The sequence below is a fragment of the Staphylococcus sp. HMSC036D05 genome, assembly GCF_001836225.1.
Taxonomy (GTDB): domain Bacteria; phylum Bacillota; class Bacilli; order Staphylococcales; family Staphylococcaceae; genus Staphylococcus; species Staphylococcus caprae.
The window spans coordinates 316,455-329,811 of record NZ_KV827773.1; the positions used below are offsets into that span (position 1 = coordinate 316,455).

Consider the following 13,357-nt stretch of genomic DNA (forward strand, 5'->3'; position numbering starts at 1 on the left):
AGTAGTAAAATGAGTCAATTATATGATTGATGCACTCAAAATATGTATAATAGGCAAATATCTAATTGATAATTTATAAAAAGGAGGGATAATCATGTCTTTAAAAACCAAGTTAGTCATGATTATTACAATGTTACTTGGTGGATTCTTTGGATTATTAAATGAGACACTATTAACAACTGCATTACCAAGTATTATGAAAGATTTTCATATCCAATATTCCCAAGTACAATGGCTAACGACAGCGTTTCTACTCACGAATGGGGTAGTCATTCCATTGTCAGCTTTAGTCATTCAACGCTTTACAACAAGACAAGTGTTCTTAACGGGAATTCTGATTTTCTTTATAGGAACAATTGTCGGAGGTTTCAGTCCTAATTTTACAATTTTATTATTCGCAAGAATTATTCAAGCCTTAGGTTCAGGAATTATGATGCCATTAATGATGACAACCATTCTTGATATTTTCGAACCACATGAACGTGGTAAATACATGGGCATCTTCGGACTTGTCATTGGTTTAGCGCCTGCGATAGGACCTACGCTATCAGGTTATTTAGTGGAGTATTTTAACTGGAGATCGTTATTCCATGTCGTTGCACCTATTGCGGCAATCACATTTATCATTGCTTTATTTACCGTTAAAAATGTTGGCACAAACGTGAAAGTGCCTATTGATATCATTTCGATTATATTATCTGTCTTTGGATTTGGTGGTCTATTATATGGTACAAGTTCGATTTCACACGATGGATGGGATGATCCAATTGTCATAACAACAATTATTGGCGGTATCATACTCGTAGCATTATTTATTTGGAGACAATCTCATCTTGAAACGCCATTACTTAATTTCGGAGTATTTAAAAATAAACAATTTGCTATAGGATTATTAATCATGGCAGTAACGATGATTTCCATGATTGGTTCAGAAACAGTACTACCTATGTTTGTTCAAAACCTATTAAATGAGTCTGCACTTGATTCAGGACTTATACTTTTACCTGGTGCGATTGTCATGGCAGTGATGTCTATGACTTCTGGTGCTATGTATGAAAAGTTTGGTGCCAAGCCATTAGCTATCATCGGTATGTTAATCGTGATTATCACAACCTCTTATTTCGTAGTGATGGATGAACATACATCAACAATTATGTTAGCAACCGTTTATGCGATTCGTATGATAGGTATTGCTTTAGGATTAATGCCAGTCATGACACATACGATGAATCAATTAACACCAGAAATGAACGCACATGGATCTTCCATGACGAATACAGTCCAACAAATTTCCGGTTCAATTGGTACGGCAGGTTTAATTACAATCTTGAGTCAGGCGAGTCAACATTTTTCACCTAAAATGAGTGACTATAAAGGTATGAATAAACAAGAAATGATTGGTCAAATTAAAATTGATACGATGCTTCATGGTTACCATGCTGGATTTTTATTTGCGGTTATTATTACAGTTATTAGTTTCCTATGTACATTTATGATTAAGAAAACTTCCAAATCTAAGACTCAAGAGTAAACATGCGTGCGTGTTTTTGAGTATAAAAAATATATTAGAACATTCTGAACACTTGATATAAAAGAACTTCTTATTGACTATTATAATTTTAAAGGATAAAATATTTTTATTCCGATTAGAATAATAAGAATAAGGGGTTTAGATAAATGAAGAGACTTTTATTTTGCGTTATCGCATTAGTTTTCGTGTTAGCCGCATGTGGCAATAACGATTCTTCAAGTAATAAAGATGGTAAATCAAGCAGCAAAGATGATAATACATTACGTGTAGGTACTGAAGGTACATATGCACCATTCACTTTCCACAATAAAAAAGACCAATTAACAGGTTACGATATTGATGTCATCAAAGCCGTAGCTAAAGCAGAGAATTTGAAATTGAAATTCAATGAAACATCATGGGATTCAATGTTCGCTGGATTAGATGCAGGACGTTTCGATGTTATCGCTAACCAAGTTGGTGTCAATAAAGACAGAGAGAAGAAATATAAATTCTCAGATCCTTACACATACTCAAGTGCAGTATTAGTCGTTCGTGATAATGAGAAAGATATTAAATCATTTAATGATGTTAAAGGTAAAAAGCTAGCACAAACATTTACTTCAAATTATGGTCAGTTAGCTAAAGATAAAGGTGCTGACATTACTAAAGTTGATGGTTTTAACCAATCAATGGATTTATTATTATCAAAACGCGTAGATGGTACATTCAATGATAGTCTTTCTTATTTAGATTATAAGAAACAAAAGCCTAATGCTAAGATTAAAGCAATTAAAGGTAATGCTGAACAAAACAAATCAGCTTTCGCATTTTCTAAAAAAGTAGACGATAAAACAGTTCAAAAATTCAACGAAGGTCTTAAGAAAATTAGAGACAATGGTGAATTAGCTAAAATAGGTAAGAAATGGTTTGGTCAAGATGTTTCTAAGTCTAAATAGTGAACAACAACACGCTTTAGATGCAGCAAAACAAGCATTTGGTCCAATGTTAGAGGGATTGGTGAAATACTCAATCCCTATTACTATAGTTACATTTATATTAGGACTTATTATTGCCTTGTTTACTGCATTGATGCGTATTTCAACAAGTAAAATTTTAAGAGGTATCGCACGCGTTTATGTTTCAATCATTCGAGGTACACCAATGATTGTTCAGTTATTTATTATATTTTATGGTATACCAGAGCTTGGAAGACTTATTACCAATGATGCGGATAATCAATGGACATTAGCACCAGTTGTAGCAGCAATTATAGGATTGTCATTCAATGTAGGCGCTTATGCATCTGAAATTATTCGTGGAGGTATTATTTCAATTCCGAAGGGACAAACTGAAGCGGCATATTCAATCGGAATGAATTATCGCCAAACAGTTCAGCGTATTATTCTACCACAAGCGATACGTGTTTCTATCCCTGCATTAGGTAATACATTTTTAGGGTTAATCAAGGATACATCATTATTAGGATTTATTCTTGTAGCTGAAATGTTCAGAAAGGCTCAGGAAGTAGCTTCAACTTCGTATGAATATTTAACAATATATATTCTTGTAGCTATCATGTATTGGGTTGTATGCTTTATCATCTCTATTATTCAAGGATGGTATGAATCACGCATTGAAAGAGGGTATCGCTCATGATTGAATTAAAAAATATCCATAAGTCTTTTAATGATACAGAAGTGATTAAAGGTATCGATTTAACAGTCGATAAAGGAGAAGTTGTGACATTAATAGGACGTTCAGGCTCAGGAAAGACAACCTTACTACGTATGATGAATGCATTAGAAATACCCACTCAAGGTTCAGTGTATGTTAATGGTAAAACCTATACTGAAAAGGATAAAAAATCACAAATCGAAGTGCGTCAACAATCTGGTATGGTCTTCCAGAGTTATAATTTATTTCCACACAAATCCGCATTAGAGAATGTGATGGAAGGTCTTGTTACAGTTAAGAAAATGCAAAAAGCTGAAGCTAAACGTAAAGCAATGGAATTATTGGAAAAGGTAGGTTTAGTGCATGTTAAAGACCAACGTCCTCATGCATTATCAGGAGGGCAACAGCAACGTGTAGCCATTGCTCGAGCGTTAGCTATGAATCCTAAAGTCATGCTTTTCGATGAACCTACATCTGCACTGGACCCAGAGTTAGTAAATGATGTATTAAAGGTAATTAAAGAACTAGCTGATGAAGGCATGACAATGGTCATTGTTACACATGAAATGCGCTTTGCTCGAGAAGTTTCAAATCAAACAGTCTTTATTCATGAAGGTGTAATCGCAGAACAAGGCGCACCAGATGAATTATTTAATCATCCTAAAACTGAAGAATTAAAACGCTTTTTAAATGTAATTAACGAAGAATAGTAGAAGTAGCCATGTAGACGTGAATTAGACGTTTACATGGCTATTTTATGTTAGAATAGGTGTAATTTAATTTTTCAAAAAGAACAGTTTGAGGAGTGAAAGAATGGAACACTCGATGAAACTTTATGTTGAGCCATTTGAAGCGGTTCGCAACAATAGAAAGACGATAGAAATAAGATTAAATGATGAAAAAAGACAATCAATTAAAATAGGAGACACGATAGTCTTTACAAATATAGAATCACCTGAGAAAAAAATGATAGTAAAAGTGTTAGAAAAAAGAGTTTTCGATACTTTCCAACAGTTATTTAATTATTATGATAATGATGAGCTCGGTTATAGTGATAATGTCTCATTAGCACAAAAAGTAGCTAGTATTTATAAAATTTACAATCAAAATGATGAATTAAATCACGGCGTTGTAGCTTTAAAAATAAAATTAGTTTAATCATAAATATGACTGTATATAAAAACTGCCCCCAAAGTCAGAGACCTTGAGGGCGGTTTGATATTATTTACGGTTTTCTAGTGTTTCTTTTACTTTATAGAAAATAGGTTTAATCGGTTTGATAAAGTCACCGATATATTCATAAACATCAGCATTAAAGCCTTCTTTGAACTTTTGAACGCCTGCATCTTCAGCATCTTCACTAAAGTCCCCAGTAATACCATAGAAATTATATCGATCAATGTTATGTTCTTTTGCGAACTTAATCATTTCCCATTGTAAACGATAAGCACCCATATACGCATTATATTTAGGGTTTGAACCACTTGAAAGATAATATACTTCATGTTCATTATAAATATATAATGCTGCAGCTAAGTTCAATACTTGACCTTCTTCGTCAATTTTCTCTTTAGTTTGTTTGATTTTACGTTCATTACTATCAAATTGCTGTTTAACTTGAGTATGTTTTGTCTTATTTTTCTTAGAATTAGGATTCTCTTCAAGCGTATGTTCAACCTCTTTAAGTTGCTTTTCTAATTCTTTATGTTTGTCTTGTAACGTATTTAAATAATCTTGTAAGTCAATGTAAGCAAGTTTAAGCATTGCATGGTCTTCATATGTTTTTTGCATATCTTCGAAATATGGTTTTTCACGGAATTTGAAACCATGTTTCTCTTCGGCCATTTGGAAGAGTTCAAAGAACGTATCAGTTTCTTCGATAGGAAGTGTTTTAACTTGGACGCCCATTTCATATGTTTTCTTAATATTACGGCGAGTTTGATAATCCATTTCTTTCAATAACTGATCTTCGGATTTATCTTTAAGATTTAGAACGGATAGCCAGCGAATTTGGCTCATCGTATCGTAACCAACTGTATAGCCTTGGTGTTTATAACCTAAGTCTTCTAACGTTTTAATGAAAGGTCGATTATCAAATGATTCGATAATTTCACCTTCAGCATTTCTTAAGTTTTCTAACAAGTAAGGGTCAACAAGTACATATAAACAGTTGCGCTTTTTCAAATAATCTGTGAGGGATTTGAAGAAGAAACGAACTAATGTCAAGTTGCGATAATCCATCACTGGACCTCTATGTGTGTAGAAATATTTAAAGAATTTAAGTGAACGTGCTTCTGTTAAAAGACAAGCAGCAATGACTTTATCATTGTCATCCTTAACTCCCACAAGATGAACGTCACCTTTCATTTTATTACGGTTATTATAATGTATACTGGATTGTGTATAATGAGAAAAGTTTTCTGAAGTAAATCGATCAAATTCTTCAGATGTCAAGTTAACAAATTTCATCATCAATCTTCCCCTCTATGTCGATTTCGTTATCAATATTGTCATGATTTATCTATTTTACCAAACTAAAGGCATCATTACATATAATAACACAAATAATAACGTCATACTTTTGTATGAGATAAATTTACCCCAACTTAAATAATCTTAATAAAATCATAAAATTAAGAATAACTAGCATCGTAGCTCTATTCGTTATATGATAGAATTTATAATGAAAGAGTGAGATTCTAGCATTGCTCATTTTTGAAAAGGAATTCAATGAATGTATAATGTATAGACTTTCACGGTAATTTAATTTTCTACTAATTAGAATAAGTAGAGAGGCAGGAGTGAGTAGTTTGAAGAAATTGGCAGTTTCTTTAGCTGTAATCGCACTATTGTTAGCAGGTTGCAGTAGTAGTAAATACACAGATAAAATTGATAAAGCTGTGAAAATGCAAGACAAAAAACAAGAAAAAATTGCTAAAAACGATTCAGGCGATGAAGTCAAACATTTTGATAAAAAAGATGCAAATATCTATGTTTTTAATAAAGGGAAATATGTCATTCTAGCATATAAACCATTAAGTGATGATGCAGAAGTTCATTATTATACTTATGAGTTTAAAGGTAAAAAGGCACATTACAAAGAAAACTTTAATTCAAAAGGTTATTACCAATCGCATGAACCTGACTATAAAGAAGAGAATATGAAATAATCGCGTTTTAGCAAGAAGGAGCACCAATGAAAAAAGTAATTGGATTCATGAGTGTCATAGCTATTATTCTATTGTTTGGATGTTCAAAACAACCCAGTTCTACTAATGATGTACAAAATGGAAAGCCACTCATAGTGATGTATGGTGATTTTAAATGTCCATATTGTAAGAAAGTAGAAGACAATGTGATGCCTAAATTAAAGAACAACTATATTGATAAAGATAAAGTAAAATTTCAATATGTGAATTTAGCCTTTTTAGGAAAGGATTCTATTATAGGTTCTAGGGCACAACATGCAGTCAATCACTATGCACCTAAGTATTCACTCCAATTTCAAAAGTTAATGTTTGAACAACAACAAGATGAAGATAAGCAATGGATTACTCATAAATTAGTAGATCAACAAATTGATAAATTAAATATAAGTCAAAATAGTAAAGATAAAATTAAAAAAGACTATAAAACTAAAGATTCTGAATCATGGAAAGCTGCTGATAAAGATAAACAAATAGGTAAGGATCATCATATTAAACAAACGCCAACAGTATTTATTGAAGGTAAAAAAGTTAAAGATCCATACCATTTCAGTAGTTATGAAACATTATTGAAAGACAAATAATACTGTCTTAAAAAGAAGATATAAACGTTTTTAATAAACGACCAGAGTATTGATTTAAATTGGCCTCTATAGTGAATGTTAAAAATTCATTATAGGGGCCATTATTTTATTTTGATTCATTTTGAAGAACTTTTTTACCATTCAAATAGATATCAATCATACTTTTTTGAAAAACACCTTGTAATTTAGTGAAGTTAGGTTTATACTTTTAAATCGTAATAATTACTATTTAGGAGGCTGTTTATGAAAAAGGTATTAAGTTTATTATTCATTATCCCGTTATTTGCTGTAATTTTAACAGCGTGTGGAAATGATGATAACAAAAGCAAGATGGGAAAGTCACTATTAACACGACAGTGTACCCACTTCAATCTTTTGCAGAACAAATAGGTGGAAAGCATGTTGATGTGAAATCAATTTATCCAGCAGGTACGGATTTACATAGTTATGAACCTACTCAAAAAGATATTTTAAATGCGAGTAAGGCAGATTTATTTGTGTATACTGGTGACGATTTAGATCCAGTCGCTAAAAAGGTTGCAAGCACAATCAAAGATAAAAACAAAAAACTTTCTCTTCAAGATAAATTAGACAAATCAAGTTTACTTCCTGACCACCATCATCACGGTGAAGAACATGAGGGGCATGAGGAACATGAACATCATCACCACGGAGAATATGACCCACATATCTGGTTAGACCCTAAAATGGATCAAACATTTGCTAAAGAAATCAAAGATACGTTAGTTAAAAAAGACCCTAAACATAAAAAAGAATATGAAAACAATTATAAAAAATTATACAAACAACTTAGTGATTTAGATAAAGATATGAAAAAGGTCACTAAAGACAAAAAGGACCATACCGTATTCATTTCACATGAATCAATGGGTTATTTAGCACATAGATATGGATTCAAACAAGAAGGTATTCAAAATATGAATGCTGAGGATCCATCACAGAAAGAATTAACTCAAATTGTTAAAGAAATCAAAGATAGTAAAGCGAAATATATTCTTTATGAAGATAACGTTGCGAATAAAGTGACAGAAACAATCCGTAAAGAAACAGATGCGCAACCACTCAAATTTTACAACATGGAATCTTTAAATAAAGATCAGCAAAATGATAAAGATTTATCATATCAATCATTAATGAAAGAAAATATTAAAAATATAGATAAAGCTTTATCAAACAATACAAAAGCAAAATAGTAATATGACATAGAGTCCTCAGTCGAATGATTGAGGGCTCTCAATACCTTTTAAAAAGTATTTCTGTTACGATAAAGTCACTAATAAAACAGAGATAAATGTGAGGGTTAATTATGCCAATAAAAAAAGAAAAGAACAGAATTATTTTTTCTAGAACATTTAATGCACCGGCGAATAAAGTATTTGATGCATATACTCAGAAAGAACTTTTCGAGCAGTGGTTTTATCCTGAAGGTGCTTCTATAGAAGTGTATCAATTTAATGCTGTTGAGGGTGGAAAAGCATTTTTCGCAATTAAAGCACCGAATATGACAAGTTATACAATTACAGAATATCAGAAAGTACAAAAGCCACATCGCCTTGAATACTTAGATTATTTTGCAACGCCACAAGGAGAGAAAGATACATCTATGCCAGGTATGCAAATTTTAATGGATTTTAAAGAGAGTAATGGCAAGACAACTGTAACTTCTACATCTGTTTTTCCAACACAAGATGCTGCTCAACAAGCTTTAGATATGGGTGTGGAACAAGGCATGAACGGTACCTTAGACAATTTAGAAGCGCTATTAGAGAAATAGATGTCATAAATATGTCAGAGTCAAAAAGTCTTATATCATATATAATTAGAATTAAGAAAATATCATGCAAGAGAGGTATATATGATGAAACAAAGATATTTGAAAGTATTGGGACTTTACACATTAACTACTGGCATATCCACAATGTTAGTTACTTCTAATTGCGTATCTAATAAGGCATTAAGATTTATTTTAAGAACAGCACTCGGATACGGCATATTTGCATATTGCTTACACTTTTTAGCTCAACGTAAGCGCAAATAAATATCAACGTCACTCTAAAGTAAGGGTGGCGTTCTTTTTTATGGAAAAATAAAATTTAATATACACTAATCGAGCGCTAACTAATATAATGTAAAAGTATCATTAAATGCGTGAGGTAGGGAGAGAAAGTAAATATGTTCAAGAATAAGAAAAACATTGAAGATACATATGCTACAAAAGCTATTGTTCACAACATAGCAGGTCAAGTTCAAATGAAGGAGGTTATGGCGGATAAGACACCAACTCGTTATGCATTGAAATCAATGATGGCTGGGTTCTTACTATCTATTGTTACGGTTTTCATGCTCGCAATTAAAACACAATTTGCGTCTACACATAATGATGGATTAATTAACTTAATGGGTGCCATTTCTTTTAGTTTGGGACTTGTACTTGTCGTGCTTACTCACTCTGAGTTACTTACAAGTAATTTTATGTATTTAACAGTGGGTTGGTACTATAAAGTAATAAGTATGAAGAAAGTCGTTTGGATTTTTATTTTCTGTTTTATTGGGAATATTATTGGTGGATTTATTCTATTCTTCTTAATGAAGTTTTCACACGTGATGACACCTGAGATGACAGACAGTTTAACTACACTCGTTCACAAGAAAACAGTCGAGTCGACATGGCTCAACATATTAGTTAAAGGTATTTTTTGTAATTTCTTCATCAACATAGGTATTTTTATATCTTTACAATTTAAAGAAGGACTAGCCAAAGCATTTTTCATTGCTTGTGGTGTCATCGTCTTTGTCTTTATGGGCTACGAACACGTTGTATTTAATGCTGGTCTATACGCTGGTATGATTTTCTTTAATGCAGATGCGCTATCATGGATTGACGTCATTAAGAATATTGTCTTTGCATTTATTGGTAACTATATCGGTGGCGGCATTTTCGTAGGTTTAGTGTATGCATATTTAAACGGTAAACGTGACAGTTTATCTCAATAAACTTTAGCAGGTTCATTTTTTGAACCTGCTTTTATTTTTGGAAAATAATAAAATGACAGCTAATGACATGAGTACGCCTTCATATTTAAAAAGATTAATTAGATCATATAAGCTCAATTAATGGACATCGATAAGCCGACAAGGTAGGCTATGATTCATGTTCATTGTTAACGTTTGGGAGTGAAAATATGTCAGAAATAAATATAAGAATAGCAAATACAGAAGATGCAGAAGCATTACATCAATTAATGTATGATGCCTTTACACCGTTAAGAGAATTAGGCATTGATTGGCCATCAGTGAATGCAGATTTAAATATGGTCAAAGAAAATATCGTGAATAATACGACCTTTGTGATGGAAAAAGATAATGAAATGATTTCAACAATCACTGTTAGATATCCATGGGGTAGTGTAAGAAGTATATCTGGATATCCTTTCGTATGGTGGTTTGCTACAAAGCCTGCTTACGATGGACAGGGATATGGGAGTCGATTATTGAAGTATGTAGAAGAAGATTTCTTAAGAGATACATTAAAAGCTGCTGCGGTCACATTAGGTACTTCCGCTCGATTACATCCTTGGTTGCTACAAATCTATGAAAAAAGAGGGTATGAAATATACGCAGAACATGAGAATGACGATGGCGATTTAGGTGTGATTATGCGTAAAATATTGATACCTGAACGATTTGAAGAGAAAATACTAGGACAACCACCATTTTAAAGACTGAGCTAAGATTGATTAAAAAAACCATCACATTTTAAATCAATAATATATAAACGAGTGATTGGCTCAAAAGAATTATTCTCAAAAGATAAACGAAGTATTTATGGCGAGACTCCTGATTTCTTTAAAAATGAACTTAAGTGCGAAGCACTTAAGTAAGCAATTCTAATGATTGAAATCAAAGAATTGCTTTAAAGACCAAGGCTGAGACGGCACCCTAGGAACGCGAAGCCATACAATACGAAGTATTGAATATAAAAGTAGCAGTAAGAAGATTCTAATTGAAATCCTCTTACTGCTATTATTTTTTGGAACTCTCTTAAATTAAGATTAATTTCTCAAATTCTACTTAAGAGATTATTCTTTTTTACTTACTTTATAATCAATTAAATATATAGACTCTGGTGTAACGTTGAAGTTTTGAACTTTGTTGCTTACACCATCTATTTGACTGTTATAAGTGATATAACTATTCGGTATATCATCTTTAGATTTTTCTAAAATATCATTTGTCACTGACGCACGTTGTTTTTCTCCAAAAGTCGTATTTAACTTATTAATAAGTTGAGTAACTTCTTTGTTGTTGTAATGACCTTTGTTGAGTGCACCATTTGGTAAGTACGCTGTATTGAAGAAGTAACCTGTATCACCACGAGGTACAGTTAAATAACTATACATGGACACATCCCATGCTTTCGTATCTTTTAAGTAACCATCAATATCATCTACATTACGTAATTGAATATCAATATTTGCTTTTTTAGCCTCAGATTGAATGACTTGGCCAATTTTAGGTAATTCTGGGCGTCCATCATAAGTGACCATATTGATTTTAAGTGGGTGAGATTTCGTATATCCTTCTTGTTCTAATAATTTCTTCGCTTTTTTAATATCTTGATTTTGAACTTTTCCATTTTCAACTGTTTTTAGTCTGTGATTGAAAGGTCCTGAAGCGGGCTTAGCATAATTTTTAGATACATCTTTAGCAATTTCTTTACGATTAATAATCATGTCAAATGCTTTTCTAACATTTTTATTCATCTTTTTACTTTCATGATTATATAGTAGTAAATGTGTCCTAAATCCTGATGTACTTTGGATTTCTGCTTTTTTCGAATTTTTTACATCATTGATTCGATCTATTGGCACATCAGTCGTTAAATCAGATTTGCCTGACAATAGATTATCTACACGTGTATTACCATCTTCGTGGTAAGTTACATTGATTTTCTTCAATTTAGGTTTTCCTTGCCAGTAATCTTTGAATTTAGAGAGTTCAAGTTTTTGTGAACGTTTGTAATTATCAATTTGATAAGGTCCTGTACCTACTGGTTTATCACTCACTTTACTTTTCGCTTTCACATCGTAAATCGCTGCGAATGGACTCGCCAATTCTGATTTCAATTCAGGATAAGGTTCTTTAGTTGTAATTGTGACTTTTTGACCATCTGCATGAATTGATTTAATCGGTAGTGAACCTTTTAATAAATCACTTTTCTTCATACCTTCTTCGAGACTTTCTTTCACTGCTTGACCAGTTAACTGTCTTCCATCTTGGAATTTAATTTTATCTTTTAAAGTCAGTTCTAATGTACTATCTGATTTTTGTTTATAACTTTTAACTAATAGAGGTTTAACTTTCCCATCTTTAGACATTTTGAAAAGTGATTCTAAAGCACCTACTTTAACAGGAATATCAGTCTCATAAGGCGCAATTGACTTTGTCTTTAATGGGATATCGATGTTTAAGGTATCTTTATCAGTTTTTGAATGATTACCACAGCTTGCTAAAATAAAAGATACCATTACAATAAGAATTATAAACTTTTTCATAAAACAAGTCCTTTCTATAAATAAATGAACATAATATGTGATAGGAGAACGATATGTCTAACATTAAAAGTAACATTATCAACTACTGGAATAAGCGATCTCAATCTTTCGTACAACACAAAAAAGAAGAGCTTCACAGTGAACAGGCACAAATTTGGGTTAACGAAATTGAACGCTATGTTCATCTAGATAGTATACAAACCATTTTAGATATTGGAACGGGAGCTGGGTTTTTAGCCATTTTATGCTCCAAACACGATTGTGATGTGACTGGTATTGATATTTCACCTGAAATGATTCATCAAGCTCAGAACTTATCACAAGAATTAAACGTTCATATTCAATTCAAAGTGATGGATGCTGAAGATTTAAACTTTGCGGATGACTCCTTTGATCTTGTTATAGCCCGCAATGTAACTTGGTTAATGACAAATCCTTTCAAAGCATATGAAGAGTGGTTAAGAGTATTGAAACCACACGGTCATCTTTTAAATTTTGATGCGGATTATGGAAAAGATAATTTTACGCAAATATCAGATTTGTCGAATAGTCATGCGCATAACGATTTAGAGTTTTCAATGCTCAAAGAAAGTGAACATCTAAAAAATGCGATAGATATTAATCAGCACACTCGACCAACATATGACTGTCAGATTCTAGATAAATGTAATGTATCTAAAATAGAAGTGGATCAAAGTGTATATCAAAGAGTGAATCGTCCACAAAGTCAATTCTATAACCCATCTCCGTTATTCGGTATACATGTTGTTAAGTAAAATAGCATAGTTTTAAATACAAATTCTA

Annotated in this window: 14 protein-coding genes and 1 pseudogene; 13 read left to right on the top strand and 2 right to left on the bottom strand. The window is 32.2% G+C overall.

Annotated features, from left to right (window positions below; all coding sequences use genetic code 11):
- Positions 1–94 precede the first annotated feature (94 nt).
- From HMPREF2580_RS02020 to HMPREF2580_RS02040, 5 genes are all read left to right on the top strand, one after another.
- On the top strand, positions 95–1,531 hold the full coding sequence (locus tag HMPREF2580_RS02020; RefSeq protein ID WP_070830228.1) for an MDR family MFS transporter: 1,437 nt from the start codon (positions 95–97) through the stop codon (positions 1,529–1,531).
- 146 nt (positions 1,532–1,677) lie between these two features.
- Complete coding sequence (locus HMPREF2580_RS02025) at positions 1,678–2,469, top strand: transporter substrate-binding domain-containing protein (protein ID WP_002444075.1); 792 nt, start codon at positions 1,678–1,680, stop codon at positions 2,467–2,469.
- Positions 2,450–3,169: an amino acid ABC transporter permease gene (locus HMPREF2580_RS02030; RefSeq protein ID WP_002444072.1), complete on the top strand. Its 720-nt coding sequence runs from the start codon at positions 2,450–2,452 to the stop codon at positions 3,167–3,169. Before HMPREF2580_RS02025 ends, HMPREF2580_RS02030 begins: the two co-directional genes overlap by 20 nt.
- Positions 3,166–3,897 carry an amino acid ABC transporter ATP-binding protein gene (locus HMPREF2580_RS02035; RefSeq protein ID WP_070830229.1) on the top strand — a complete coding sequence of 244 codons (732 nt, stop codon included), beginning with the start codon at positions 3,166–3,168 and terminating at the stop codon, positions 3,895–3,897. The genes HMPREF2580_RS02030 and HMPREF2580_RS02035 overlap by 4 nt, the downstream gene beginning before the upstream one ends.
- A 103-nt stretch (positions 3,898–4,000) precedes the next feature.
- Positions 4,001–4,345 carry an ASCH domain-containing protein gene (locus HMPREF2580_RS02040; protein ID WP_070830230.1) on the top strand — a complete coding sequence of 115 codons (345 nt, stop codon included), beginning with the start codon at positions 4,001–4,003 and terminating at the stop codon, positions 4,343–4,345.
- Between the two features lie 63 nt (positions 4,346–4,408).
- On the opposite strand, the gene HMPREF2580_RS02045 is transcribed toward HMPREF2580_RS02040, so the two are convergent.
- Positions 4,409–5,656 carry an aminoacyltransferase gene (locus HMPREF2580_RS02045; RefSeq protein ID WP_070830377.1) on the bottom strand — a complete coding sequence of 416 codons (1,248 nt, stop codon included), beginning with the start codon at positions 5,654–5,656 and terminating at the stop codon, positions 4,409–4,411.
- Positions 5,657–5,997: 341 nt separating this feature from the next.
- Here HMPREF2580_RS02045 and HMPREF2580_RS02050 point away from each other — a divergent pair, with 341 nt between their 5' ends.
- The 7 genes and pseudogenes from HMPREF2580_RS02050 (at position 5,998) to HMPREF2580_RS02075 (ending at position 10,717) form a co-directional block, all read left to right on the top strand.
- Positions 5,998–6,357: a DUF4467 domain-containing protein gene (locus tag HMPREF2580_RS02050; RefSeq protein ID WP_070830231.1), complete on the top strand. Its 360-nt coding sequence runs from the start codon at positions 5,998–6,000 to the stop codon at positions 6,355–6,357.
- 26 nt (positions 6,358–6,383) lie between these two features.
- The gene (locus HMPREF2580_RS02055) at positions 6,384–6,977 is read left to right on the top strand and encodes a DsbA family protein (protein ID WP_070830232.1); all 594 of its coding nucleotides are present in this window, start codon (positions 6,384–6,386) and stop codon (positions 6,975–6,977) included.
- A gap of 243 nt (positions 6,978–7,220) precedes the next feature.
- Positions 7,221–8,188: pseudogene (locus HMPREF2580_RS02060) on the top strand (metal ABC transporter solute-binding protein, Zn/Mn family); the annotation flags it as partial.
- 116 nt (positions 8,189–8,304) lie between these two features.
- The gene (locus HMPREF2580_RS02065; protein ID WP_070830233.1) at positions 8,305–8,772 is read left to right on the top strand and encodes an SRPBCC family protein; all 468 of its coding nucleotides are present in this window, start codon (positions 8,305–8,307) and stop codon (positions 8,770–8,772) included.
- An 84-nt stretch (positions 8,773–8,856) separates the two neighbouring features.
- On the top strand, positions 8,857–9,036 hold the full coding sequence (locus HMPREF2580_RS11940) for a hypothetical protein (RefSeq protein ID WP_080981425.1): 180 nt from the start codon (positions 8,857–8,859) through the stop codon (positions 9,034–9,036).
- 134 nt (positions 9,037–9,170) lie between these two features.
- Positions 9,171–9,992 (top strand): formate/nitrite transporter family protein, encoded by an 822-nt coding sequence (locus HMPREF2580_RS02070; protein ID WP_002444063.1) that lies wholly within the window; start codon positions 9,171–9,173, stop codon positions 9,990–9,992.
- Between the two features lie 188 nt (positions 9,993–10,180).
- A complete protein-coding gene (locus HMPREF2580_RS02075) occupies positions 10,181–10,717 on the top strand; it encodes a GNAT family N-acetyltransferase (RefSeq protein ID WP_070830234.1) in 537 nt (178 codons plus the stop codon).
- A 360-nt stretch (positions 10,718–11,077) separates the two neighbouring features.
- Here HMPREF2580_RS02075 and nikA read toward each other — a convergent pair whose 3' ends face one another.
- Positions 11,078–12,553 carry a nickel ABC transporter substrate-binding protein gene (gene nikA, locus HMPREF2580_RS02080; protein WP_070830235.1) on the bottom strand — a complete coding sequence of 492 codons (1,476 nt, stop codon included), beginning with the start codon at positions 12,551–12,553 and terminating at the stop codon, positions 11,078–11,080.
- A 53-nt stretch (positions 12,554–12,606) separates the two neighbouring features.
- Here nikA and HMPREF2580_RS02085 point away from each other — a divergent pair, with 53 nt between their 5' ends.
- Positions 12,607–13,329, top strand: a complete 723-nt coding sequence (locus HMPREF2580_RS02085; RefSeq protein ID WP_070830236.1) for a class I SAM-dependent methyltransferase — start codon at positions 12,607–12,609, stop codon at positions 13,327–13,329.
- Positions 13,330–13,357 lie beyond the last annotated feature (28 nt).